At 44.2% G+C, this 25,340-nt stretch carries 22 protein-coding genes, 1 tRNA gene and 2 pseudogenes; 18 read left to right on the plus strand and 7 right to left on the minus strand.

The window, feature by feature from the left end:
- The first annotated feature begins 112 nt into the window (after positions 1–112).
- From GD630_RS16115 to GD630_RS16170, 12 genes are all read left to right on the plus strand, one after another.
- Complete coding sequence (locus tag GD630_RS16115) at positions 113–700, plus strand: LOG family protein (protein WP_143867241.1); 588 nt, start codon at positions 113–115, stop codon at positions 698–700.
- Positions 697–1,419, plus strand: a complete 723-nt coding sequence (locus GD630_RS16120) for a DUF4271 domain-containing protein (RefSeq protein ID WP_143867239.1) — start codon at positions 697–699, stop codon at positions 1,417–1,419. The genes GD630_RS16115 and GD630_RS16120 overlap by 4 nt, the downstream gene beginning before the upstream one ends.
- A gap of 4 nt (positions 1,420–1,423) precedes the next feature.
- A complete protein-coding gene (locus GD630_RS16125; RefSeq protein ID WP_143867236.1) occupies positions 1,424–2,170 on the plus strand; it encodes a uroporphyrinogen-III synthase in 747 nt (248 codons plus the stop codon).
- 5 nt (positions 2,171–2,175) lie between these two features.
- Positions 2,176–2,565, plus strand: a complete 390-nt coding sequence (gene rnpA, locus GD630_RS16130; protein ID WP_143867234.1) for a ribonuclease P protein component — start codon at positions 2,176–2,178, stop codon at positions 2,563–2,565.
- A gap of 47 nt (positions 2,566–2,612) precedes the next feature.
- Positions 2,613–2,837, plus strand: coding sequence for a membrane protein insertion efficiency factor YidD (gene yidD / locus GD630_RS16135; RefSeq protein ID WP_373139083.1), 225 nt, complete (start codon positions 2,613–2,615; stop codon positions 2,835–2,837).
- Positions 2,838–2,859: 22 nt separating this feature from the next.
- The gene (locus GD630_RS16140) at positions 2,860–3,528 is read left to right on the plus strand and encodes a TatD family hydrolase (protein WP_143867231.1); all 669 of its coding nucleotides are present in this window, start codon (positions 2,860–2,862) and stop codon (positions 3,526–3,528) included.
- A gap of 86 nt (positions 3,529–3,614) precedes the next feature.
- Positions 3,615–4,907 carry a tyrosine--tRNA ligase gene (gene tyrS, locus GD630_RS16145; RefSeq protein WP_143867229.1) on the plus strand — a complete coding sequence of 431 codons (1,293 nt, stop codon included), beginning with the start codon at positions 3,615–3,617 and terminating at the stop codon, positions 4,905–4,907.
- A gap of 108 nt (positions 4,908–5,015) precedes the next feature.
- Positions 5,016–5,086: transfer RNA gene (locus GD630_RS16150), tRNA-Gln, on the plus strand.
- Positions 5,087–5,352: 266 nt separating this feature from the next.
- Positions 5,353–6,195, plus strand: coding sequence for a 5-dehydro-4-deoxy-D-glucuronate isomerase (kduI, locus tag GD630_RS16155; RefSeq protein WP_143867225.1), 843 nt, complete (start codon positions 5,353–5,355; stop codon positions 6,193–6,195).
- A 39-nt stretch (positions 6,196–6,234) separates the two neighbouring features.
- Positions 6,235–7,038: a gluconate 5-dehydrogenase gene (locus tag GD630_RS16160; RefSeq protein WP_007757062.1), complete on the plus strand. Its 804-nt coding sequence runs from the start codon at positions 6,235–6,237 to the stop codon at positions 7,036–7,038.
- Between the two features lie 104 nt (positions 7,039–7,142).
- Positions 7,143–8,384: a DUF4861 domain-containing protein gene (locus tag GD630_RS16165; RefSeq protein WP_143867222.1), complete on the plus strand. Its 1,242-nt coding sequence runs from the start codon at positions 7,143–7,145 to the stop codon at positions 8,382–8,384.
- A gap of 160 nt (positions 8,385–8,544) precedes the next feature.
- Complete coding sequence (locus tag GD630_RS16170; RefSeq protein ID WP_153260237.1) at positions 8,545–8,691, plus strand: hypothetical protein; 147 nt, start codon at positions 8,545–8,547, stop codon at positions 8,689–8,691.
- Positions 8,692–8,792: 101 nt separating this feature from the next.
- On the opposite strand, the gene GD630_RS16175 is transcribed toward GD630_RS16170, so the two are convergent.
- The 7 genes and pseudogenes from GD630_RS16175 to GD630_RS21510 form a co-directional block, all read right to left on the minus strand.
- Positions 8,793–9,257: a lipocalin-like domain-containing protein gene (locus GD630_RS16175; protein ID WP_143867221.1), complete on the minus strand. Its 465-nt coding sequence runs from the start codon at positions 9,255–9,257 to the stop codon at positions 8,793–8,795.
- 135 nt (positions 9,258–9,392) lie between these two features.
- Positions 9,393–10,034: an outer membrane beta-barrel protein gene (locus GD630_RS16180; protein ID WP_143867218.1), complete on the minus strand. Its 642-nt coding sequence runs from the start codon at positions 10,032–10,034 to the stop codon at positions 9,393–9,395.
- A gap of 20 nt (positions 10,035–10,054) precedes the next feature.
- Complete coding sequence (locus GD630_RS16185) at positions 10,055–10,552, minus strand: hypothetical protein (RefSeq protein ID WP_229092487.1); 498 nt, start codon at positions 10,550–10,552, stop codon at positions 10,055–10,057.
- Positions 10,553–10,644: 92 nt separating this feature from the next.
- A complete protein-coding gene (locus tag GD630_RS16190) occupies positions 10,645–10,878 on the minus strand; it encodes a hypothetical protein (protein WP_032839901.1) in 234 nt (77 codons plus the stop codon).
- 502 nt (positions 10,879–11,380) lie between these two features.
- Positions 11,381–11,995, minus strand: a complete 615-nt coding sequence (locus GD630_RS16195) for a polysaccharide deacetylase family protein (protein ID WP_143867216.1) — start codon at positions 11,993–11,995, stop codon at positions 11,381–11,383.
- Between the two features lie 12 nt (positions 11,996–12,007).
- Positions 12,008–13,414 (minus strand): annotated as a pseudogene (locus GD630_RS21505) (hypothetical protein); the annotation flags it as partial.
- A 201-nt stretch (positions 13,415–13,615) separates the two neighbouring features.
- A pseudogene (locus GD630_RS21510) lies at positions 13,616–15,571 on the minus strand (glycosyltransferase family 117 protein); the annotation flags it as partial.
- 229 nt (positions 15,572–15,800) lie between these two features.
- Between GD630_RS21510 and GD630_RS16205 the strand changes: the two are divergent.
- The 6 genes from GD630_RS16205 to GD630_RS16230 all read left to right on the plus strand — a co-directional run bounded on the left by GD630_RS16205 (position 15,801) and on the right by GD630_RS16230 (position 25,266).
- Positions 15,801–16,343, plus strand: coding sequence for an RNA polymerase sigma-70 factor (locus GD630_RS16205; protein ID WP_143867212.1), 543 nt, complete (start codon positions 15,801–15,803; stop codon positions 16,341–16,343).
- A gap of 57 nt (positions 16,344–16,400) precedes the next feature.
- A complete protein-coding gene (locus GD630_RS16210; protein WP_143867209.1) occupies positions 16,401–17,420 on the plus strand; it encodes a FecR family protein in 1,020 nt (339 codons plus the stop codon).
- A gap of 175 nt (positions 17,421–17,595) precedes the next feature.
- Positions 17,596–20,940, plus strand: coding sequence for a TonB-dependent receptor (locus GD630_RS16215; RefSeq protein ID WP_143867208.1), 3,345 nt, complete (start codon positions 17,596–17,598; stop codon positions 20,938–20,940).
- A gap of 18 nt (positions 20,941–20,958) precedes the next feature.
- Positions 20,959–22,560, plus strand: coding sequence for a RagB/SusD family nutrient uptake outer membrane protein (locus GD630_RS16220; RefSeq protein WP_143867206.1), 1,602 nt, complete (start codon positions 20,959–20,961; stop codon positions 22,558–22,560).
- A 64-nt stretch (positions 22,561–22,624) separates the two neighbouring features.
- Positions 22,625–23,578, plus strand: a complete 954-nt coding sequence (locus GD630_RS16225; protein ID WP_143867203.1) for a glycoside hydrolase family 18 — start codon at positions 22,625–22,627, stop codon at positions 23,576–23,578.
- Positions 23,579–23,640: 62 nt separating this feature from the next.
- Positions 23,641–25,266, plus strand: a complete 1,626-nt coding sequence (locus tag GD630_RS16230; protein WP_143867201.1) for a BT_3987 domain-containing protein — start codon at positions 23,641–23,643, stop codon at positions 25,264–25,266.
- Positions 25,267–25,340: the final 74 nt, after the last annotated feature.

Here is a 25,340-nt window from a genome sequence, read left to right on the forward strand (position 1 = left end):
GAGCTTGACTTGTTTGATAAGAGCCGCGATTTCATTTTCCTTTTCCGGGAATTGAGGTTGCGGCCTTTGTTTTTTTTCGTAATTTTGCAGGGTGATACAATAAATCGTAGCAATGAACCAGATACATTCCGTATGCGTATATAGCGCTTCCAGCACCAAGATAAATCCTGTGTATTTTAAAGCAGCCGAAGAATTGGGCGGTTTGCTTGCTGAACATCATATCCGATTGATTAACGGGGCAGGTAGTATCGGCTTGATGCGTGCCGTTGCGGATGCGGTATTGAAGAATGGTGGGGAAGTGACGGGAGTGATTCCTCGTTTTATGGTAGAGCAGAACTGGCAGCACACGGGATTGACGGAGCTGATTGAAGTGGAGTCCATGCATGAACGGAAACAGAAGATGGCAAATCTGAGTGACGGCATTATTGCGCTGCCCGGTGGTTGCGGTACGCTGGAAGAACTGCTGGAGATTATTACCTGGAAGCAATTGGGACTGTATCTCAATCCTATTATTATTCTCAATGTAAACGGTTTCTTTGATCCATTGCTGGAAATGCTTGGGAAGGCGATTGACGAGAATTTTATGCGTCAACAGCATGGAGATATATGGAAAGTGGCACAGACACCCGAAGAAGCGTTGAGATTGCTCTATGAGACTCCTGTATGGGATATTTCCATTCGTAAATTTGCGGCTATATGATTGTGGAACTATTTACTTCGGGCATTGAAGGCATTCCTATCTCCTATTCTCCCCGTACGGATGATGCTATTGCTCTGACTCTGTTGGCTTGCTTTTTCCTTTCGTCCATTGCTCTGGCTAAAGGAAAGAAATTTCTTTCTCAGCAAGTGAAAGATTTTGTGTTGCATCGCGAACGGACAAGTATTTTCGATAGCTCTACGGCGGCTGATGTACGTTATCTGCTTGTGCTTGTGTTGCAAACCTGTGTGTTGGCAGGCATCACTTTCTTCAATTATTTTCATGATATGTGCCCTGCCTTGATGGAGCATGTATCCTCTCTCCTATTGTTGGGAATCTATGTCGGCTTTTGCCTTGTTTATTTCTTACTGAAATGGTTGCTCTATATGTTTCTGGGGTGGACTTTCTTTGATAAAAACAGGACAAATATGTGGCTGGAATCTTATTCTGCACTCATATATTATGTAGGATTTGCCCTTTTCCCATTCGTACTTTTTCTCGTTTATTTTGACTTGAGTTTTATCAATTTGATTATAATCGGTTCAATTATTCTAATTTTCACTAAAATATTGATGTTTTATAAGTGGATAAAGCTTTTTTTTCATCAATTTGGCGACCTTTTCCTATTAATTTTGTACTTTTGCGCTCTTGAAATAGTACCTTGTCTGCTACTCTATCAAGGTATGGTTCAAATTAATGATGTATTGCTAATAAAATTTTAGGACGTTGAAAATTAAAAAAGTACTAGTTTCGCAGCCTAAGCCTGCGTCAGAGAAATCTCCCTATTACGACATAGCAGAGAAGTATGGCGTAAAAATAGATTTCCGGCCGTTTATCAAGGTTGAAAGTCTTTCGGCGAAAGAATTTCGGCAACAGAAAATTTCGATTCTCGACCACACTGCCGTTATATTCACTTCTCGTCATGCTATTGACCATTTCTTTAATTTATGTACCGAGTTACGTGTGACGATTCCCGAAACGATGAAGTATTTCTGTGTGACGGAAGCCGTTGCGTTGTACATCCAGAAATATGTGCAATATCGCAAACGTAAAATATTCTTCGGAGCTACGGGAAAGATTGAAGACTTGATTCCTTCGATTGTGAAGCATAAAACGGAGAAATATTTCGTCCCTATGTCGGACGTGCATAATGACGATGTGAAGAATTTGCTCGACAAGAATGGTATACAGCATACGGAAGCTGTGATGTATCGTACGGTCAGCAATGATTTTACACCGGATGAAGAGTTTGATTATGATATGTTAGTGTTCTTCAGTCCTGCGGGAGTGACTTCGTTGAAGAAGAACTTCCCTGATTTTAATCAGAAAGAGATTAAGATCGGAACTTTCGGTTCCACTACCGCACAGGCTGTACGTGACGCCGGTCTTCGTTTGGATCTTGAAGCTCCTACGGTGCAGGCTCCGTCAATGACTGCCGCACTTGATATGTTTATCAAAGAAAACAATAAATAAACAGAGTGGGTATATATACTTTGTGTAAGGCCGAAAGGCTGAATAGTAAGATTTTGATCGGAAAGATGTTTGAAGGCGGTGTTTCAAAGTCGTTTTCCATCTTTCCGATACGCGTTGTATATATGCCTGTCGAACAAGGCGAGGCTTCGGCTTCCATACTGATCAGCGTGTCGAAACGACGTTTCAAGCGGGCGGTAAAGCGCAATCGGGTGAAACGTCAGATACGCGAGGCTTACCGGAAGAATAAATCCATCCTGTTGGAATGTCTGCAAGGCCGGGAACAGCATTTGGCAATCGCCTTTATCTATCTGTCGGACGAGCTTACAGCGACTGCCGAATTGGAAGAGAAGATGAAAATAGCGCTTTCGCGCATCTCTGAAAAACTATCCTCATGAAATTTCATGGCTCCCGAATATCTGTCAGCTGGATATTCGTAAAAGACATGCTGCAGAGAGTGTTTTCATTCTTGCTGCTTATCCCTATCTATTTTTATCGGGCTTGTATTTCACCGTTAACTCCTCCTTCTTGCCGGTTTACACCGACTTGTTCGGCCTATGCGGTCGAGGCGATTAAGAAACATGGACCTGTAAAAGGGCTGTATCTGACTGTGCGGCGTATTCTGAGATGTCACCCGTGGGGTGGCTCCGGTTATGACCCCGTGCCTTAATCATATAAATAAAAAAACAATAATGAGAGAGAACAATATAAACGTTGCCAATGCCATTTTGGATATTCATACCCATAAGGGAGAGATCCAGTCCGGTGGTAAAGCTATTATCAATTATCGGCAGTCAGCGGGGACACCTCTTCAGGACGGGTATTACTATTCTGTCGGCATTCATCCCTGGGAACTGAAGCCGGGTAACTTGAAACGGCACTCGGATTTTGTTATTGATCACTTGCCTGATGAGCATATTGTTGCCATAGGGGAATGTGGCCTGGACAAATTGAAAGGGGCTTCCATAAATGAGCAAATGGTAGCATTGCAATTTGAGATATTTATGTCGCTGGAATATGATTTGCCGCTGATTCTTCACAATGTGAGAATGGCGGATAAGATACTGGCTGTGAAAAAAGAATTTCAACCCAAGCAGGCTTGGATATGGCATGGTTTCAGGGGAAAGCCCGAACAGGCGAAACAAATGCTGGACAAAGGATTGTATCTGTCTTTCGGAGAATTTTATTCGGATGAAGCGATGAGAGTGGTACCCGATGACCGTCTGTTTCTGGAGACGGACGATAGTGAGCTTGATATTGAGGATATTCTGTATCGGGCGGCTCAAGTGCGTGGGGTAGAAGTGGAAACGCTGCGCGAAACAATCCGACGGAACATTCAAAATATCTTTTTTAGGGCATAAGAGTTGTATCTTCCGAGAAAGAGTCGTACTTTTGCCCCTCACGGAATTGAAATAGAATAAAAACCTAATAATTAAAGAGTAATACGATGAATTTTGTAGAAGAATTGAGATGGCGTGGCATGTTGCAGGACATCATGCCGGGAACGGAAGAGTTGTTAAGCAAAGAGCAGGTGACTGCCTATTTGGGTATCGACCCGACTGCCGATTCGCTACACATTGGTCACCTTTGTGGAGTGATGATTCTTCGTCATTTCCAACGCTGCGGTCATAAACCGTTGGCATTGATCGGTGGCGCTACAGGTATGATTGGTGACCCTTCGGGAAAATCAGCGGAACGTAACCTGCTGGATGAAGAGACATTGCGTCACAATCAGGCATGTATTAAGAAACAGCTTGCCAAGTTCCTCGACTTCGAGTCGGAGGTGCCTAACCGTGCCGAACTGGTGAACAACTATGACTGGATGAAAGATTTCAGCTTCCTTGATTTTGTTCGCGAGGTAGGTAAGCATATCACAGTGAACTATATGATGGCAAAAGACTCTGTAAAGCGTCGTCTGAACGGTGAGGCACGTGACGGACTGTCATTTACCGAGTTTACTTATCAGCTACTTCAAGGATATGATTTCCTCCACTTATATGAGACAAAGGGATGTAAGCTGCAAATGGGCGGTTCCGACCAATGGGGTAATATCACTACCGGTGCCGAATTGATTCGTCGTACGAATGGAGGAGAGGTTTTTGCGCTGACTTGTCCGTTGATTACAAAAGCTGACGGTGGTAAGTTCGGTAAGACGGAATCCGGGAATATCTGGTTGGATCCCCGTTATACGTCTCCTTACAAGTTCTACCAATTTTGGCTGAATGTAAGCGACTCTGACGCAGAACGTTATATCAAGATTTTCACTTCCATCGAGAAGGAAGAAATAGAAGCTCTGATTGCAGAACATCAGGCAGCTCCGCACTTGCGTATCCTTCAGAAACGTCTAGCTAAGGAAGTTACCGTAATGGTTCATTCCGAAGAAGATTATAACGCGGCAGTGGATGCATCAAACATTTTGTTTGGTAATGCAACTTCGGAAGCGTTGCGTAAATTGGATGAGGATACGCTGCTTGCTGTATTCGAAGGAGTGCCTCAATTTGAGATTTCCCGTGATGCATTGGCGGAAGGTGTGAAAGCTGTTGACTTATTCGTTGATAATGCGGCTGTATTTGCTTCGAAAGGTGAAATGCGTAAGTTGGTTCAAGGCGGAGGCGTTTCGTTGAATAAAGAAAAGCTGGCGGCTTTTGACCAGGTAATTACGACAGCCGACCTGCTTGATGAGAAATATCTGCTTGTTCAGCGCGGTAAAAAGAACTATTATTTGCTGATTGCAAAGTAATAGCTCATTATTTATTAGGTAGCAAAGTAAAAAAATGAATGAAATATTTGGAGGTTTGCTTGCAAACCTCTATCTTTGCACCGCTTTTTAACAGAAAGCGCATAAGTTTGGACTATGGTGTAATGGTAGCACAACAGGTTTTGGTTCTGTTTGTCCAAGTTCGAATCTTGGTAGTCCAACAAAGTAACAGTTTAGAAGATACAAAGCCCCGCAAAAGTAAATGTTTTGCGGGGTTTTTTGTAGTTCGCTTTAAGTAAAAAAAATCTCCGAAACGTATTATAGTTCGTTAAAAAAGTGTACATTGCAACGTTTCTGGACATTTTTGATGGATAATTGGAACAAAATTGTAATGTTAACCCGTTTTCTTTTGCTATTTTTGCATCGTGTACGTAAACGACGTGCATTTAGCAGAGAGGCTTATTCAATAACTATAAATAAATAAAGTATGAAAACGAACTATGAAATTCGCTATGCTGCGCATCCCGAAGATGCAAAAAGTTATGATACCGCAAGAATCCGTAGAGATTTTTTAATCGAAAAGATATTTGTCCCCAATGAAGTAAATATGGTGTATTCCATGTACGACCGTATGGTGGTAGGTGGCGCGCTTCCTGTTGGTGAGGTGCTGAAGCTTGAAGCGATTGATCCATTGAAAGCTCCGTTCTTCCTGACCCGCCGTGAAATGGGTATCTTCAATGTGGGAGGTCCCGGTATTGTAAAAGCAGGCGATGCGGTATTTGAACTTGATTATAAAGAAGCCCTTTATCTGGGTTCGGGTGATCGTGAGGTGACCTTTGAAAGTAAGGACGCTGCCCATCCGGCTAAGTTCTACTTCAACTCGCTGACTGCACACCGCAACTATCCTGACCGCAAAGTGACGAAAGCCGATGCAGTCGTTGCCGAGATGGGTTCTCTGGAAGGGTCCAATCATCGTAACATCAATAAAATGCTGGTGAATCAGGTGCTTCCTACCTGCCAATTGCAGATGGGTATGACGGAACTTGCTCCGGGAAGTGTATGGAATACCATGCCTGCTCACGTACACAGTCGTCGTATGGAGGCTTATTTCTACTTTGAAATTCCCGAAGACCATGCTATCTGTCACTTTATGGGCGAAGTGGACGAAACGCGCCATGTATGGATGAAAGGCGATCAGGCGGTTCTTTCACCCGAATGGTCTATCCACTCGGCTGCCGCTACCCACAATTATACCTTTATCTGGGGCATGGGCGGCGAGAACCTCGACTACGGAGATCAGGATTTCTCATTGATAACAGACTTGAAATAAACAACTACAATAATTTTCCTAATTTAATAACAAAAAATTATGAATCAGTTTTTGAATTTTTCTTTGGAAGGTAAAGTAGCTCTCGTTACAGGTGCTTCTTACGGTATCGGATTTGCAATCGCTTCTGCATTCGCAGAACAAGGTGCTACTATTTGTTTCAACGACATCAATCAGGAGTTGGTGGACAAAGGTATGGCTGCATACGCTGCAAAAGGTATCAAAGCTCACGGTTATGTATGTGATGTAACAGACGAACCGGCTGTACAGGCTATGGTTGCCACTATCGCGAAAGAAGTAGGTACAGTTGATATCCTTGTTAATAATGCAGGTATCATCCGTCGTGTGCCTATGCACGAAATGGAAGCCGCTGATTTCCGTAAGGTGATTGACATCGACCTGAACGCCCCGTTCATCGTTTCTAAGGCTGTTTTGCCCGCAATGATGGAGAAACGTGCAGGTAAGATCATCAACATCTGCTCTATGATGTCTGAATTGGGACGTGAGACTGTATCTGCATACGCTGCCGCTAAGGGTGGTCTGAAAATGCTGACTCGCAATATCTGCTCTGAATATGGTGAATACAACATCCAATGTAACGGTATCGGCCCGGGTTACATCGCTACTCCGCAAACTGCTCCTCTGCGTGAGCCGCAAGCAGACGGAAGCCGTCACCCGTTCGATTCGTTCATCTGCGCTAAGACTCCGGCCGGTCGTTGGCTGAATCCGGAAGAACTGACAGGTCCTGCCGTATTCCTTGCTTCTGAAGCTTCTAACGCTGTCAACGGTCATATCCTTTACGTAGACGGTGGTATCCTTGCTTATATCGGAAAACAACCGAAATAATAGTGAGATAACGAGATATTCCGATAAGGTGATAGAATGGTAAAGAGCTTCCTCTTTTCGTCTGTCACCTTATCTTTTTATTATTCATTCAATGTAGATTAATCATGAAGAAGATATTAATTCTGGTTGCTGCAGTCTTGATGGGAGTTGCTTCCTGTACTAACAGCAAACAGGCAATGACGGTTACAGTGACCAATCCTTTGGCTTTAGAGCGTACAGGGGAGATGGTGGAAGTACCGATGAGTGATGTGGTTGCGAAGTTGAAACTGGCGGACACGGCACAGATTGTAGTGCTTGATGCGGACGGACAGCAGGTTCCCTATCAGGTGACATACGATGAAAAGGTTATTTTCCCGGCTACGGTGAAAGCTAATGGTACGGCTACTTATACCATTCAGCCGGGTGCTCCGGAAGCCTTTAATGTGATTGCTTGCGGTAAATATTACCCCGAGCGTCTTGATGACCTTGCTTGGGAGAATGACTTGGTAGGTTTTCGTGCGTATGGTCCTGCTTTGCAGGCAAGAAACGAGCGTGGATTCGGTTATGACCTTTTCACGAAGTATAATACTACCGAACCGATCTTGGAAGCTCTTTATGCCGAAGAGCTCAATCCGGAGAAGCGTGCGAAGATTGCCGAACTGAAGAAAACGGATCCCAAGGCGGCTGCCGAACTTCAACGTGCCATCTCTTATCACGTTGATCATGGTTACGGAATGGATTGCTATGCGGTAGGTCCTACGTTGGGCTGCGGTACATCGGCTTTGATGGAGGGTGATACGATTGTCTATCCTTACTGCTATCGTACACAGGAAATCCTTGATAATGGTCCGTTGCGTTTTACTGTGAAGCTGGAATTTAATCCCCTGGTGGTTCGTGGAGATTCCGGTGTGGTGGAAACGCGTGTAATTTCGCTGGATGCAGGCTCGTATTTGAACAAAGCGGTGATTTCGTACACCAATCTGAAAGAAACAATGCCTGTGGCTACAGGATTGGTTTTGCGCGAACCGGATGGAGTAACGATGGCGGATGCTGCGAATGGCTATATCACTTATGTCGATCCTACAACCGACCGTAGTGGTGGAAACGGCAAAATCTTTGTTGGTGCTGCGTTCCCTGCACAGGTGAAGGATGCTAAGGTAGTTCTTTTCCAAGAGAAGGAAAAGAAAGAACGTGGTGGGGCCGATGGTCACGTGCTGGCTGTCAGCGAATATGAACCGGGTTCGGAATATACTTATTACTGGGGATCTGCGTGGGATAAAGCTGCTATCAAGACGGCAGAAGCCTGGAATGAATATATGTCCCAATATGCACAGAAAGTACGCACACCGTTGACGGTGGCTTATTAAACTTGTTTTTTGGTATAAAATACCTTGTTTTTAGGCTGTTAATACTTGTCGTCTCAGGTATTAACAGCCTATATATTAAGTGTTAATACCTGAGACGACAGGTGTTAATACTCTATGCGGCATATTTTAATAGCCTGTATGATAGCTAATAGCTGCTTGTATGCCAAGAGAACTTCCTGATATATTGTTTGCTAATATTCCATTTGCTGATTTACTTTTTGCCCTCGTTTCTTTGCAGGAAAGAAACTTTTGCTTATTTCTTTCTAAGAAAGAAAGACTAAAAACAGATTACGGAATTCACTTGTGAAAGAAAATATAAGATACTACCGTTCCAGTATAGACAGAAGCCGAATGGAAAGAACAAGATATGTCTATTCATGTGGTATCCGCCTGGAATGGATACGTTGCTTATTGAGCGATTTTCTTCAGAGTCTCTTTTTCGTATAATTCCCATCCGGTTTCTTTCCAATGATATTCCCATACAAGTTTGTCAGCGGATATCTCTACAATTTTCATAATATCCGGATCCTCATAATCGTATCCACCGTCATTCGGATAATAGAAGATAAGATGGACAGAGCCGTTTTTTAACTCCCATTTACCGGTTTCACTAGGGTTACTGCTTCCTTTGGAGTAACTATTGAAGGTCATATCAGATTTCAGTTCATATCGTCTGCCGACATAGTATGATGGATTGTCCTCTTCGCGTTCGCCATCTTCTATTTCATATCCGCTATGTTCGACGACTTCCCACATTCCTACTAATTCGTCTACTGATCCGATGGAGTCTTCGTCATCATCGCCACAGGAATACATACTGAATGATAATAATACTACGGCTGCGCAAGTAGCCAGTTTCCATAATGTTTTCATATTAATTTGTTTTGAGTGATTTGAAAAAACAGCATTCAAGTCTCTTCTTACGGAGAGAGGAGAACATGAATGCTGAATGAAAAATGATATTGAAAGGTTTGATTTTACTTTTTTTTATAATCTTGTTGGCAGAGTTTAGAATGCTACACCTAAACGAATCAGTACATTGCTTGTATTTGATTCCCAAGTTTTGATAAATCCGCGTTGATAGGTAATGTCGAAATTGAAACGGTCGTACCATATGCCTACGCCGATATTCATGCCTGCGTCAAAACGTTTCCAGTCATCCCAATCTCCAATTTTCACGGTAGTTTCTTCTGTTTTACCATTGTAGTCTTCTTTTTCGGTGATTTTTCCTAAATAGTCACAACTTACATAGGCTCCGAGATGTGCGTCCAGTGCAATATTATTTGTGATGTTGTACTTATATCCGAATGTAAACGGAGAAATTTGTACGTTGTGTGCTATTTGGCTGATTTCGTAATCATCTTCAGAGTATCCCCAACCACGAGAGCCAAGGCCGAATTCCATCCCCCAATAGGTTCCTATGCTTCCCATCGGTTTCTGAAAGCCATATATGAAGTTGTAACCAAGTTTGCTACCGCTTTCATCATCGTCTCCTGTCATTTTCATAACGTTTAAGCCACCGCGTAAGAACCACTGTTTGTTGGACTGTTGTTTTTCTGTTCTTACAATGGAACTTCTGGATGATACGATCTGTGCCTGTGTGCCTACACATACGAGAAGTGCGGCTACGATTGATAATACTTTTTTCATTGTTTCTTATGTTTTAATAGTTAATTATTGGTTTTTACGACCGGTGCTATTACCCCTTTCTCATCGGTAGGAGCGAGTTTTTTTATCCTTATCCATTCATAATCGTCCTTAGTGGCGGTGTACCATTTACTAAAAACGGCAGGGAAGCCCACCACCGTTACTGTGTAGCCTCCTTCATCGTTAGTTTCCACTTTATAGGTGGCTGCCATGATAACGTCGCTACCGGCATCTTCGTTAGCCTTATAAGTAGCCCATGAACGGACATTGCCCAACTCTCCTTTCAATCCGATTTCTACTTCTTCACGTGTGAACTTATAGGTGAATACTTGTCGTTTGGGAGTCTCTCCTCCCAGCAGCCTGACTTCCGCCACTACGGGTTTTACACATACTTCACTTACTGCATCACCTGCACGCGATTGTGCGTCACGAAACTGAAATGTTGACTTTTGAGCATAGCTCTCCAATGTACAACCGAGAATCAATGCAATTAATAGAATTAGCTTTTTCATCTTCATCATTCTGTGAGTTTTGTTAATATGTCGCAAAGGTATGTGAAAGGAACATAACAAAGGGGAAACGGGTAGTTCCTAAATGGTGACAAATATGTCGCCTATTTGGAGACAGTGTTCGTAGGAGGGATGAGGTTGATCGTATCGGACAAGTCTCTGAAGAAGTCGTGATTGAGGATGCAGGATATACGCCAAAGCAGTTGGATATCAATATTTTCTTTGTGGAATATTTTATAGACATTGGGACGGGTACAACACAATTGGGCAGCGAACCAAGTGACGCTACGTCCTTGGTCGTGAAGAATACGTTCGATAAGCTGTCCTGCATGAATCATATCCATACAACGCTGTGTGTTTCGCCCAGATTCCCGTAGGTGAACTAATTTTAGTAAATGTAACTTTGGAAGAATATATATGGAAAAGGCGCGGGAATCTTACCTTCGTCCGTTCCGTGTTCAAGGCCTTCGCAATGCCAGCTACCGGGAACGAACAACGCAGAAAGCCCACGCCGATATGTACAACACCCGCAGCCTCTCTTTGTTTCTCAAAGCGAGGCACGGATGTATATAAGCACACATCAGGAGGACGTCTTCGTTGCAGCTCGTCATTCCGGTAGAACGAAATTTGCGAAGTTTTGAACACCAATGACAAACGCTTGTAAACGTCTTCTCAATATAAAAACGGCTCCCCCTCACCACCCGAAGGCTTTCTGCGGAAGAGTCCGTTGCAAATGTAAATAAAAAAATGAGATTATGATAGGATAGGAGGGAATATATGCTTTGAATTATACGATTTATGTAATTCAAAGCATATAATCAGAGTCATTTATGCGATATCCTAGAATACTTTAAACTCGTACCCTTCTGCCTTTAGGAATTCGATGGCACGGGGTAGGGCATATTGCAAATTCCCGTTGTTCCAAGATTTCAGTGAGTCGTGGAAGGTAATGATAGAGCCGTTACGTACATAGCGTTTCACGTTGTCCAATACCTGCTCGGGACGCATACATTTACTGTAATCGCGGGTTACGAGGTCCCACATAATGATGCGATAGTGGTGGCGGAGCGTATAGTACTGCCGGAAACCCATGTGCCCGTGTGGCGGACGGAATAGGTCTGAATGGATAATCTCGTCTACTTTCTTGGCATTTGCCAGATAGTCCGGATTGGAATACTCAAATCCGCGAATATGGTTGAATGTGTGGTTGCCGATGCGGTGTCCGCGCTCTACTACCATTCGATATTCATCCGGGTGTTTGCGTATATTGTCGCCTACCATGAAAAAGGTAGCTTTGATGTGGTGTTTTTCCAATAAATCCAATACCCAAGGAGTAACCTCCGGGATGGGTCCGTCGTCGAAAGTCAGATAGACTGCCCGTACGTTCGGATCCATCCGGAAGATTGCTTGTGGATACAACGCCCGGAAAAACCAAGGTGGTTGTTCTATAAACATTGTACTAAATTACTATTTCCCTTTCATTCTCGTCACGTACTCGTTGTATAATTGGTCGAGTTGCTCGGAGTAATGTTTTGCGAGTTCTTCTGATTTGTATTTCTCCATTAAGCGAATTTCCGCGTCAAGCAAGCTTGCGTTATATACGAAATTCTCTCCGGCAATGGCAAGCTGGCTATCGTTCAGACTGAGATACCAGATCATATATTCGAGTGACTTGTTGGCAAGGTCGTCAATGATCTTGTTGGCCTTCTCGTTCTGACCTAATTGATAGTAAGATTCTGCCATTTGGAAAGCACCGTTTGCCCAGTCATACGGCACGTTGTAAGCCGGAATCACCTTCTCTGCATAGTCGAGCGCAGCGAGTGCCTTATCTTTCTTGCCCTCTTTGATGAGCTGCCCTACGAGTTGCGTGAAGATGCGACGATGTGTGTAGCACATACGCATCACGTTCTCGTCGATGTATATGCCCGGCTGGTCGATGCCGCCGAACTTGAACTTTTTCATCAGGTTGTCGTACATCTTTTCGCTGTCAATCTTGCTGTCCAGCTTTTCCGTATCGAACGGAGTGAAGCGGTAGGCGAGACCTTCCTGCGTGAAGTGATTGCCCATGCCCAAATGGTTCTCTCCGCCTACGGTGATTGCCATATAGATAGGACGTTCCCAGTTGGCGTTAGCGAGCATTTCGAGCATCATCAGCTCACTCTTGTAGAGCGCACGTTTCGGGCTTCCATTGGCGTCTCTGAGGGTGATCGTCATATATTCGGGGATAGAGTCGCCCAAAGCTTCCGGTATCTTCATGCCGGAGCGGCGTACAGCTTCTTCGTCTATCTTCATCACGATACTGTCTGTTGGAATCAGCGGGAGCTGTATATCCTTTCCGGTCTTTTTGAGAAGCTCCTTCAGCTGGTCGTTCTTGCCGAGCATCCAGCGGTTGATGATTTCTTTCAGTTCGTAAGGGTTCTCACCGAAGATGGAGTGTACGAGCGATAATATGGTCGTATCTCCTTTGGCTGCCAATTCGTTAGCTTGCTTGAAGTAACTGTCGATGAAGGCTTTCATTTCCGGACGTACCGGGATATATTCATTTTGTCCTTCCACATACTCCACACGGTCCCAAGTGATAGGGAGCGATGGAGAATCGTATGCCGGACGCTTCATCTGGTCGATGTACCAATCCGTTTGCAGGTAGCTTAGGTTGCAGGTACGGGCATCTGTGCGGAAGCCTTCTGTTTCCTGATTGTACCACAAGGGGAAGGTATCGTTATCACCGTTCGTGTAGATGATCGGGTTGCCTTTTTCCTGCAGGGTCATCAGGTAGTTCTGCCCGAAGTCACGTGCCACGAAACGGCCGCTACGGTCGTGATCATCCCACGTCTGGCTTGCCATTTGTATGGGGACAAGCAAACAGATGATGGAAAGGATGCACGCCATTGCCGCAGACGGTTTGTACGGGACGTAAGTTTCGTATAGCGAGTCGAGTTTATATTGCAGCTCGGCCTCTTCTTCTTCCGTGATAAACTTCGCTCTTTTCTCTTCCAGCGTTTTTCTAATCTTCTCGGCTTCTTCTTCCGTAGCTCCTGCGATGAGGCGTTGTTCGGGTTTCATTCTTGAGCACCACTGAATCAGTCCTGCCACTCCCATACCGACCCAGATAGCGAAAGCATAGAACGAACCGGCATACGCATAGTCACGTTCACGAGGCTGTGCGGGTGTCTGGTTGAGATAGAGCACGATGGCGATGCCTGTCATGAAGAACAGGAAGAATACTACCCAGAATTGCTGGATACCACGCTGGTTGCGATAAGCCTGCCAGAAGAGTCCGATCAATCCGAGAATCAACGGCAGACAATAGAATACATTGTGTCCTTTGTTGTCCTTGAGATCTTGCGGAAGCAATTCCTGGTTGCCTACAAGTATGTTATCTATGAACGGGATACCGGTGATCCAGTTGCCGTGTTCTATCTCCCCGCTACCCTGTATGTCATTCTGCCGTCCGGCAAAGTTCCACATGAAATAACGCCAGTACATGAAGTTCAACTGGTAGGTGAAGAAGAATTTGATATTTTCCCACTGGGTAGGTATATTTACCATTACCATTTCCCCGCATTGGTCGTATGGCACATCATGGCCTTTCACGTCCACCCATTGCTTGTAAAGTTGGGCGTGTGAGGAACTGTACATACGCGGGAAAAGCATATTCTGCGCATATTCGTACTCGATACGTCCCGGAAGTTCGATGTAAGAGTCTTTTTCGTCGGGAGAAGTCTTCTCTTTGCGGACATACTTGCTGCCCGTTTCCGACTGGCGGGGGATGCAATAGCCGTCTTTTACGTCAAGCGCTACTTTTGAAGAGAAAGCGGGACCGTAGAAAAGCGGACGTGTCCCGTATTGCTCACGGCCGAGATATTCGCCTAGCGTGAAGATGTCTTCCGGCGAGTTCTGATCCATCGGAGTGTTGGCGGTGGAACGGATGACAATCAGCGCGTATGAAGAATATCCGATTACGATCATCATGGTGCACAGCATGGCTGTGTTCATGGTACGTGCGGAAATACGCCATTTCTCTTTGATTTTAGCCTGTACGTTCGGAGCAAGATAAATGCCCAAAGCGGCAATGACCAGAATACCGATAACGATACTGCTTGGGCCATGACCGTAGAACGGGATACCCAGCAAGGCAATCGTCAAGATGAATGAAATAGCCATGCGTGTCTTGTTCTTTTCGGTGTAGCTTTCGTACACTCCCCAGATCAAGGCGGCTGCAAGCAGGACGATATAAACTACAACGCCGGAATTGAACGACATTCCGAGTCCGTTGACAAACAGCAGTTCGAACCATCCGCCTACTTTCACAATACCCGGCACAATGCCGTAGAGTACGGCGGCTACCAATACGCCTGAACCGAGTAGGGCTATCAAAGAGCCTTTCGCAGTAGCGTTCGGAGTTTTCTTGTAGTAGTATACCAGTACGATGGCAGGCAGACAGAGCAGGTTCAGCAAGTGTACGCCGATACTTAAGCCGGTCAGATAAGCGATCAGGATAATCCAGCGGTCGCTGTGCGGTTGGTCGGCCACGTCTTCCCATTTCAAAATCAGCCAGAAAACGACTGCGGTGAACAGGGAGGAGAAAGCGTATACTTCACCTTCTACAGCGGAGAACCAGAATGTGTCGCTGAATGTATATACCAGGGCACCGACCAGCCCGCTGCCCATAATGGTGATAAGCTGCCCTTTGGTAATGTTGTTCTCGTCGGTGATGATAAGCTTGCGAACCAGATGGGTAATACTCCAGAAAAGGAACAGGATACAGGCACCGCTCATCAGGGCGCTCATGTAGTTCACCATTTTCGCAACTGTCGTTACGTCAGAAGCGAACTGTGTAAAAAGGTTCGCCATCAGCATGAAGAAAGGTGCGCCGGGCGGGTGTCCGACTTCCAATTTATAGCCGGTAGTTATAAACTCAGGGCAATCCCAGAAACTTGCGGTCGGTTCTATCGTCATGCAGTAGACTGTTGCCGCAATGATGAATGTAAGCCAACCCATGAGGTTGTTTACGGTTCTGTACTGTTTCATTAGCACTATGGTAGTTTATTCGTTAAAAACAGGTTATGCGGTCGCAAAGATAGTGATTTAACTGCATAATGCAGAAGAAAGTAAGATTTATTAAGTATAAGGGCTCTCGGTGGGGAACATTTTTTCTGTAGTCAAATATGCTGTTTTTTGTTTTTCTTCTACCTAATCCACTTCAGTTCTTGATTTATTTTTCTACTTTTGTTCGCTAGCAACAAACACTTGTGATGTCATGGACAACAATATAAAGCTGGAACAAGAATTCGATCTGGTCTTCAAGGCACATTATTCGCTGGTGAAGAATTTTGCCTTAATGCTCCTTAAATCGGGACAAGATGCGGATGACATAGCTCAGGATGTCTTCACGCGGCTGTGGACCAAACCTCAGATTTGGCAGGACAACCCCGGGATAGACAAGTATATCTATGCTATGACCAAACATGCCATTTTTGATTTTCTCAAACATAAGCGGATAGAGCGGTCTTACCAACAGGAACAGATGGAAGAAAGTCTTTTCAAGGATTTGTCTCCGTCGGATGGTACGCTGGACGCGATTTATTATAAAGAAGTGCAATTAGCCTTGCAAATGGCCATCGAACAGTTTCCCGAGCGTCGCCGCTTGATTTTCGAGATGAGCCGCATCCAGGGAATGAGTAATCTGGAAATTGCGGAAAAGCTCGATATTTCGGTGCGTACTGTAGAGCGTCAAATCTATCTTTCCCTGCTCGAACTAAAAAAAATCGTATATATTTTATTTTTTCTTCATTTCATTTGAGTAGTCTTCATAGTTGTGTCGTGCTATATATGTATTCACTACTAATAGCACAACTATATGAAGAATTATTTTCGGCAGATACTGACCTCGTTCACTAAGAATACTTATTCGGAAACTATCCGGCAGAATTTCTACGGATGGCTGACGGACAGGGAGCATGCCGTAGAAAAAGACAAAGCTTTAAAAGAAATCTGGACGGCAGCGCACGCTATGGGTGAAGTGCCTCACGTGGAGAAAGAGCTCCAACGTTGGAAACGGAATAATGGACTTTACACAGCTTCTTCAGTTCCTGCCGCTCCTAATCATAAAATCCGTGTATTACGTGTTTGGCAATCCATTGCAGCTGTTCTCTTATTGGTGGTTGCATCCTTGGGTTATTTGGTGATGCAGGCGGAGAGAACAGAGAATGATCTTATACAGGAATTTGTTCCTGTAGCCGGGATGCGGCATCTTTCCCTTCCGGATGGCAGTCAGGTTCAGTTGAACTCGAAAAGTACCTTGTTATATCCAAAACAATTCACAGGAAAAGAACGCTGCGTTTATTTGGTTGGTGAAGCTAATTTTAAAGTGAAGCCTGACAAGAAGCACCCTTTTATTGTGAAGTCGGATGATTTTCAGGTGACTGCTTTAGGAACGGAATTCAATGTCAGTGCTTATCCCGAGAATGTGGAAATCAGTACGGCACTGCTGTCGGGCAGTGTATTGGTGGAATGGGAAAATCTGACCCGGCAGACTATATTGCAGCCTAACGAACAGTTGGCGTATGACAAAGAGAGCCGCCGGTTCCGGGTATTGCGCCCTGACATGGCAGATGTCACCGCCTGGCAGCGGGACGAACTGGTATTCAACGAAATGACGGTGGAGGATATTATACGCGTATTGGAACGGAAATATGATTATACGTTTGTCTACAGCTTGAGCAATCTGAAAAAAGACCGTTTGAGTTTCCGTTTTAAGGATAAGGCACCTTTAGCCGAAGTCATGGATATCATTGTCGACGTGGCGGGCAATCTGAAATTCAAGATAGAAGGAGATAAGTGTTACATTACACAGAAAAGGAATAAGAAGTCAAAATAACTAAATCAATAACTTAAAAAACACAATAACCGCCCATGAGAAAAAAGTATCCGGAACGGAGCGCCACTCCATCCCGGATATGAAATAATCAACTTTTCCGCATCAGAGTGTTACACTCTGTTGATCTGATCTATGTGAATAACAACCTAGTTAACAAACTAATACTTAAAAGTTAATGCTACAAAATTACACATTTATAGCGGATAAGCGAGGTGTAAGAAGAAGTTTTCTACTCTTTTTCAGCTTATTTTTGCTACAAGTAACAGCTTTTGCTCAAAATGATGTGCGGATCACCATCCGTGAGAACAATATCACAATCATTGAAGCATTGAAGAAAGTGGAAAAGCAGTCGGGATTGTCCATTGGATACAACAACTCACTGCTGCGTGACAAACCTGCCCTCAATCTCAATCTGGACAAAGCCGGACTGGATTATTCTCTCTCTACCATCTTGAAAGGTACAGGCTTCACCTACGAATTGAAAGGTAAATACATTAAAATTATTCCCCAACCGGTACAGGAAAAGACGTCTTCCGGCAAACAAATCAAAGGAAAAGTGACGGATGAAGCGGGCGAACCGCTTATCGGTGTCAATATCCAGGTACAAGGTTCTGCCGGTGGAGTCATTACGGATATAGATGGAGGCTATTCCATCGAAGCTCCGGTGGGTAGCATACTCAATTTCACCTATATAGGTTATACTTCTCAAAACGTGAAAGTGACAGATAAAAGCGTGTATAATGTGACGCTTGCCACTGCTGTGGAACAACTCAACGAAGTAGTCGTGACTGCCCTTGGAATCAAACGCGAACAGAAAGCATTGAGCTATAATGTGCAACAGGTGAAAGCGGACGAAATCTCCGGCATTAAAGATGCTAATTTCATCAACAGCCTGAATGGTAAAGTGGCAGGTGTCACTATCAACAGTAGTTCTTCCGGTGTGGGTGGAGCCAGCAAGGTGGTGATGCGTGGTGCAAAGTCTATCGAACAGAGCAGTAATGCGCTTTATGTCATCGACGGTATACCGATGTACAACTTTGGCGGTGGAGGTGGAATGGAATTTGACTCGCGAGGTGTTACGGAAAGTATCGCCGACATCAATCCGGACGATATTGAGAGTATCTCCGTACTGACAGGTGCTGCCGCTGCCGCCCTATACGGTAGTAATGCTGCCAATGGTGCAATCGTTATCACTACCAAGCGCGGACAAGTGGGTAAGTTGCAGGTGACGGTGAACAGTAATACCGAGTTTGCCCGTCCTTTCGTGCTCCCTGAATTTCAGAACCGTTACGGAACGGGAAGCCGGGGAAAAGACGGAGGCTCTACGATCCTAAGTTGGGGAGCGAAGTTGAATGACGCTTCACGCACCAATTATGAACCGAAGGATTTCTTTGATACGGGACTTATCTTCACCAATTCTGTCACCCTTTCTACCGGTACGGAGAAGAATCAGACTTTCTTTTCGGTGGCATCGGTAAATTCCCAGGGCATTGTACCCAACAATCGTTATAACCGTTTTAATTTTACTTTCCGTAATACGACGAACTTCCTTAACGACCGGATGAAGCTTGACGTAGGAGCCAGTTATATCATTCAGAATGACCGTAACATGACCAATCAGGGTATTTATTCCAATCCCATTGTGCCTGTATATCTTTTCCCGCGGGGAGATGACTTCGAGCTTGTCAAGGTGTTCGAGCGGTGGGATCCGGCACGTAAGATCAACACTATGTTCTGGCCGCAGGGGGAAGGTGACTACCGTATGCAGAATCCTTACTGGATTGCCTACCGTAATCTGCGCCTGAATCAGAAGAAGCGCTATATGCTGTCTGCTCAATTAAGCTATGACATTACCGACTGGCTGAATATATCGGGACGTGTACGTGTGGATAACACCCACACCAAGTATGAGCAGAAGCTTTACGCCAGTTCTAACCTTACCATTACCGAAGAGAGTACGCAGGGACACTATACCATTTCCAAGCCCGATGAAACACAGACGTATGCCGACGTGCTTGCTAACATCAACAAGCGTTTTGCCGACTTCTCACTAGTGGCAAACGTGGGTGCTAGCATTGTGAACAACAGATACGAGGATTTCAGTTACCGGGGGCCGATTCATGAAAAGGGGATACCGAACGTGTTTAATGTGTTCGACCTCGATAACACGAAGAAGAAAGCCCGTCAGGATGAATGGCAGGAACAGACTCAATCTGTCTTTGCCAGTGTGGAAGTGGGCTGGAAAAGCATGCTCTACCTTACACTGACCGGACGTAACGACTGGGCTTCGCAACTCGCCAATTCCTCTACGCCCTGTTTCTTCTATCCGTCCGTAGGTCTTTCTGGTGTTATCTCCGAGATGCTGACCTTGCCGGAATTTATTGATTATATGAAGGTGCGTGGCTCTTTCAGTTCCGTTGGTATGCCTTATCCTCGTAACCTGACGTCTCCTACTCGCGGATACGATGAGCCCAATCAACAATGGAAGCCCAAGGCGCATTATCCTATCAAGGACCTGAAGCCTGAACGTACCAATTCATGGGAATTGGGACTGGATATGCGCCTCTTCAAGGATTTCAGCTTCGCTTTCTCATGGTATCTAGCGAATACTTTCAACCAGACTTTCGATCCTAAAGTTTCCGTATCTTCCGGTTACAGCAAGATTTATCTCCAGACAGGATATGTGCGCAACTCCGGTGTGGAACTCTCATTGGGCTACGGACATACTTGGAACAACCATTTGCATTGGGAAAGCAACTTCACTCTTTCTCACAACAAGAATACGATAAAAGAACTTGCGAATGGCTATATCCATCCTGAAACGGGATTGCCCATCATTCTGGATCGTCTCGATGTAGGCGGAATGGGTAAAGCGCGCTTCATCTTAAAGAAAGGGGGCACACTAGGTGACCTTTACACACAAAGTGACCTGAAACGGGATAATAATGGTATGGTGGAAATTGATCCTTCCGGTGCACTGACCACCGAAGATAATTTGCTGGACATTAAGCTGGGCAGTGTATTTCCAAAAGCCAATTTGGCGTGGAATAACCGCTTCACATGGCGTGGAATCAGTCTAAGCGCACTCTTTACGGCACGTATCGGAGGTATTGCTTATTCTGCTACCCAGGCGGCAATGGACCAGTACGGAGTGTCCGAACGTTCGGCGCAGGCTCGTGATAATGGTGGTGTATTGCTCAATGGACGTACTCTGGTAGATGCGCAAACGTATTACAGTCTCATCGGAAATAGTAGCGGGTTGCCGCAGTATTACACTTATAGCGCCACCAATGTACGTCTACAAGAAGCCAGTGTAGGCTATACCATTCCCCGCAAATGGCTAGGAGGTGTGTGCGACATCGACGTCTCTTTGGTAGGTCGTAATCTGTGGATGATTTATTGCCGTGCACCTTTCGATCCTGAAGCTGTGGCCAATACCGGTAGTTACTATCAGGGCATCGATAACTTCATGTTGCCGAGTACCCGCAATATTGGTGTGAATGTGAGAATAAACTTTTAACCCATTAAATCGAATCGTATGAAACAAGTGAAATCTTTCTTAAAGATATTTTCTCTGACTCTTCTTCTGGCGGGTGAAGCTGCCTGTACGGGCAACTTCGATGAGATCAACCGCAAGGGTTACGAAGTGACCAAGGAAGAACAGGGACGCGAGAACTATAATATAGGCTCTACCCTGCGAGGTTTGCAGGGACTGGTGGTGCCCACCAAAGAACACCTTTATCAGTTTATCGAAGCCTTGGCGGCAGGTCCGTTTGCCGGATATTATGGAACCACCCTCGTGCGCACCGATAAATTTGAAACTTATAATCCGTCTGTCGACTGGCAGGACAAGACGTATGGGGATACTTTCATCGAGGCTTATCCGCTTTACCGTGACTTGTTAAAATTGAGTGATGATCCTGTAGCACTAGCGCTTGCCAAACTGCTGCGGGTAACCATCATGCATCGCATGACGGATATGTATGGTCCTATCCCTTACAGCAAGGTCGTGGATCAGCAGGGCGGCATTTCGCTCAATGTTCCCTATGACTCACAGGAAGCCGTCTATAAGCAGATGTTGAAGGAACTGGACGAGGTGACTGCGGTGCTGAAAGAGAATATCACGATGAATCCTGAAGCATTCCGCAAATTTGATGATGTTTATTATGGTGACATCAGTAAGTGGTACAAGTTTACCAATTCTCTGAAGCTACGTATGGCTATCCGTATGTCTTATGTCGATCCTACTACGGCACAACGAGTAGCACAGGAGGCAGTAGCGGCAGGTGTTCTCACTGAAAATACAGACAATGCCGAGATGAAAGTAGAAGAGAACCGTGCTTCTATGGTTTTCAACGGCTGGTCCGACCACCGGATGGGTGCCGATCTTATCAGTTATATGAACGGATATAAAGATCCTCGCCGGGACAAGATGTTCACCAAAGTGGAAGTGCCGGAAACTGTTGATGGCAAGTCTGTGAATGTATCCGGTTTTGCAGGTATTCGCATCGGTATCAACGTGGTGAATAAGGAAAGCGTGATTGATCGTTACAGCAAGCCAATCATCTCGACCACAAGCCCTTATCCGTGGATGAATGCGGCAGAAGTTACTTTCCTGCGTGCCGAAGGCGCATTGCGCGGTTGGGCGATGGGTGGTGATGCCAAGAGCTTGTATGAGGAAGCGATCACTCTTTCCTTCGAGCAGTATGGGCTTCCTGCCACGGATGCTATTGCTTATGCTGCCAATGCTTCCAATACGCCGCAAGCCTATACTGACCCCGTGGATGGAACCTATTCTGCCGGAGCTGTCAGCGACATTACAATTGCTTGGCAGGAGGGTGACGAATATACTGAAAGGAATCTGGAGCGTATCATTACCCAGAAATGGATTGCCATGTTCCCTTGCACAGTAGAAGCATGGAGCGAATATCGTCGCACAGATTATCCTCATTTACTGCCTGTTGTGGTGAATAACAGTGGTGGTACTATTGACGATACTAAAGCTAAGATACGTCGCTTGTGGTATCCACCTAGCGAATATTCCGGTAACCGTCAGTATATTCTAGAGGCCGTCGGCTTGCTGGGTGGTTCCGATAATGGTGCTACCCGCCTTTGGTGGGACAAAAAACCGAGACAATAGAAACATCACACAAGAAATGTGAAAACTAAAAAACAAGAAGATATAGAAACTAAAACAAGAAGATATGAATATGAAAATTTCCATTCCTAACATCTTCACTTATCTGTTCCTGCTACTGGCATTGTTTGCTACCGCTTCATGCAGCGACTTGACGGATCAGAAAACCGTTGACATTGACCCGCAGCATGCCAAAGAACAGAACCCTGAACTTTGGGCTCGTTACATGGAAGCACTACGTACTTATAGGCAAAGCGAGCATTTTATTACCTACGGCAGTTTCGATAATGGCACCGAAAAACCTAAGAATGAAGGTGCTTACCTTCGTTCATTGCCCGATTCACTGGATATTGTAACCCCGACACATCCCGAAAGTCTCACTTCTTATGACTGCGAGGATATTCTCCTATTACAGGAAAAGAGCATTAAAGTACTCTATTTGGTGGATTATACAGCCCAAATGTCTACTCTGACCGATGCCGCCAAACTGGGTGCGTGGTTAGACAAGGCTATTGCTACTGCTTCTCAATTGGGCATGAATGGGTTTGCCATTAAAGGTACACCTCTTTATGGCGGAACAGAGGCTGAACAGGCTGCTCGTCGTGAGGCGGCTAAGTTAATCGTGTCTAAATTATCTGCGGGATTAAGGGATGATGATTTGCTGATATTTGAAGGTGATCCTGCATTTGTTGATACTGACGATTTGGATAAACTGGATTATGTGGTGTTGAATACCGCTACTATTGCAAATGCTGTAGATTTAAAACTTTATGTAACGAATGTGATAAATAATTTAGCATTGGCTAAAGATAAATTGTTACTTTCTGCTAAAGTAGGGAGTAAGTTAGTCAGTGAAGAAGGTGATAAACTAGACGCTGTGGCTAACATGACTGACCGTGTGATTTCGGTCGGTCCTTTGGGCGGACTTGCTATTTATAATCTGAGTGATGACTATTTTCATACCGGGATGAATTATGAAGTCACCCGAAAGGCTATTCAAATGATGAACTCATCAAGATAAGAGAGAATGGGTAAGAAAGATGAATAATCTATATGATAAAACCTATAAAACAGAATAATGATATGAAAAATAATCTATTTAAATATCTTGTATTTCCACTGTTGTTTATGGCAGTAGCGAGTTGTACTGGGGATGATATCTCTATGCCTGCTGGACAGTTGCCTGATGAGGCTCCAATGAGTATTGTCGGGGGACAGTTGTGCAGTGAGAGAACTTTATCAAGGATGCTAACTGTCAATTTGTATGAAGGCGATGAAGAGCATATTGAAAAAATAAGCTATTCATTGACTAAACCTGCTTTAGGTACTACTACGTTAAAAGTAGTTGCTAATGAGTTATTGGTGAATACTTACAATGATAATCATCAAACACAAATGGAACCATTGCCGACTACCAATGTGCGTATTGATGACGATGGTGTGCTTACCATAGCTAAAGGAAAAAAAATATCAGCTCCCATTAAGCTTGCCATTTCTTCTGAAGGACTAAAGTCTGGTACGCTTTATCTGTTGGCAATTACTTTGGAACAGGTTCCTATGGGGATAGAGCTACAAACTGAAAAACAAGTACTTTATTATAGGATAGGTTTCCGGGAAAAGGTTACAACTACTAAGGATGAAGGTGGCTATTTAATTGATATACCACCACTATTGCCTAACATAACTTCGGTATTTTATGTAAATACGGAAACTTACCAACCTCTGATTGTAGCAGCATGGGGCATTAAGGCGGATGATTTCGGCTCTACCCCTCCTGTATATAGTTTGGGAAATATTGTAAATTTGAAAAAGGCGACAATAGATTATAATGTTGTCAATCAACGTACTTCGCTTAAATTGGGAAGTGATTTGTGTTATGTATTAGAACATAGGGATAAATATATTCGTCATCTCTTGGAATATGGTCGTAAAGTGTGTATTTGCATTGAGAATGGTGGTAAGGGGGTAGGTTTCTGTAATATGACAGATGCCCAAATTGTAGATTTTGTCGGTCAAGTAAAAGAGGTGGTAAATCGTTATCAGCTAGATGGTGTAAATCTTTGGGATGAAGATAGTAAGTATGGCAAAGAAGGTATGCCTGCTTTGAATACTGTTTCTTATCCAAAACTGATAAAGGCATTGCGCAATGCATTGCCTGATAAGTTATTGACATTGGTAGATAAAGGAAATGCTACTAAATACTTCTATGATTCAGGAAAATGTGCTGGTATTAAAGTGGGGGAATACATTGATTATGCATGGCATGGCTATGCGTCATCGAAGGATGACTTACAGATTATCAATCCTGATTTAAAAGAAAATACCCAAGCTTATAGTAAATATACACGCAAGCCTATTGCAGGATTGGATGAAAAATGTTATGGAAGCGTGAATATACCTCTTTATCTTAATAATGATTCACAGCATAGAGAACTTATGTATGAGATGATAGCTCAATGGAAAACGGAAAGGAAGAAAAATAGTGATATTTTGGTTTTTGGATTTGACTTAATAGGACAAGAATATGCTGAAATGGAGGGGGCTGTTATGTCAATTTTTGATAGTAGTTTTGCTCCTTTTATGGATGATGGTGATAGTTGGGATTTTGATATAGACGATTTTGAATATGGACTATATATGTATGTCAATTATTTGCTGGATGCTCAAGTAGGTAATCCTATAGACAATGGATACCATAAAGATTGGTAAAACAATAAACTTATTGTTTTTCTGTGCTCAGACAGTTACCTAAAAGTCGAACATATATTGTTTGTCTTTGATTA

Source organism: Bacteroides zhangwenhongii (genome assembly GCF_009193325.2).
In the GTDB taxonomy this organism is placed as follows: Bacteria; Bacteroidota; Bacteroidia; order Bacteroidales; family Bacteroidaceae; genus Bacteroides; species Bacteroides zhangwenhongii.

What these genes read in the sequence shown, in the direction of transcription:
- GD630_RS16115 (WP_143867241.1), top strand. Translation starts at nt 113, where the DNA reads ATGAACCAGATACATTCCGTATGCGTATATAGCGCTTCCAGCACCAAG.
- GD630_RS16120 (WP_143867239.1), top strand. Translation starts at nt 697, where the DNA reads ATGATTGTGGAACTATTTACTTCGGGCATTGAAGGCATTCCTATCTCC.
- yidD (WP_373139083.1), top strand. Translation starts at nt 2,613, where the DNA reads ATGCTGCAGAGAGTGTTTTCATTCTTGCTGCTTATCCCTATCTATTTT.
- GD630_RS16140 (WP_143867231.1), top strand. Translation starts at nt 2,860, where the DNA reads ATGAGAGAGAACAATATAAACGTTGCCAATGCCATTTTGGATATTCAT.
- tyrS (WP_143867229.1), top strand. Translation starts at nt 3,615, where the DNA reads ATGAATTTTGTAGAAGAATTGAGATGGCGTGGCATGTTGCAGGACATC.
- kduI (WP_143867225.1), top strand. Translation starts at nt 5,353, where the DNA reads ATGAAAACGAACTATGAAATTCGCTATGCTGCGCATCCCGAAGATGCA.
- GD630_RS16160 (WP_007757062.1), top strand. Translation starts at nt 6,235, where the DNA reads ATGAATCAGTTTTTGAATTTTTCTTTGGAAGGTAAAGTAGCTCTCGTT.
- GD630_RS16165 (WP_143867222.1), top strand. Translation starts at nt 7,143, where the DNA reads ATGAAGAAGATATTAATTCTGGTTGCTGCAGTCTTGATGGGAGTTGCT.
- GD630_RS16170 (WP_153260237.1), top strand. Translation starts at nt 8,545, where the DNA reads ATGCCAAGAGAACTTCCTGATATATTGTTTGCTAATATTCCATTTGCT.
- GD630_RS16175 (WP_143867221.1), bottom strand. Translation starts at nt 9,257, where the DNA reads ATGAAAACATTATGGAAACTGGCTACTTGCGCAGCCGTAGTATTATTA.
- GD630_RS16180 (WP_143867218.1), bottom strand. Translation starts at nt 10,034, where the DNA reads ATGAAAAAAGTATTATCAATCGTAGCCGCACTTCTCGTATGTGTAGGC.
- GD630_RS16185 (WP_229092487.1), bottom strand. Translation starts at nt 10,552, where the DNA reads ATGATGAAGATGAAAAAGCTAATTCTATTAATTGCATTGATTCTCGGT.
- GD630_RS16190 (WP_032839901.1), bottom strand. Translation starts at nt 10,878, where the DNA reads ATGATTCATGCAGGACAGCTTATCGAACGTATTCTTCACGACCAAGGA.
- GD630_RS16195 (WP_143867216.1), bottom strand. Translation starts at nt 11,995, where the DNA reads ATGTTTATAGAACAACCACCTTGGTTTTTCCGGGCGTTGTATCCACAA.
- GD630_RS16205 (WP_143867212.1), top strand. Translation starts at nt 15,801, where the DNA reads ATGGACAACAATATAAAGCTGGAACAAGAATTCGATCTGGTCTTCAAG.
- GD630_RS16210 (WP_143867209.1), top strand. Translation starts at nt 16,401, where the DNA reads ATGAAGAATTATTTTCGGCAGATACTGACCTCGTTCACTAAGAATACT.
- GD630_RS16215 (WP_143867208.1), top strand. Translation starts at nt 17,596, where the DNA reads ATGCTACAAAATTACACATTTATAGCGGATAAGCGAGGTGTAAGAAGA.
- GD630_RS16220 (WP_143867206.1), top strand. Translation starts at nt 20,959, where the DNA reads ATGAAACAAGTGAAATCTTTCTTAAAGATATTTTCTCTGACTCTTCTT.
- GD630_RS16225 (WP_143867203.1), top strand. Translation starts at nt 22,625, where the DNA reads ATGAATATGAAAATTTCCATTCCTAACATCTTCACTTATCTGTTCCTG.
- GD630_RS16230 (WP_143867201.1), top strand. Translation starts at nt 23,641, where the DNA reads ATGAAAAATAATCTATTTAAATATCTTGTATTTCCACTGTTGTTTATG.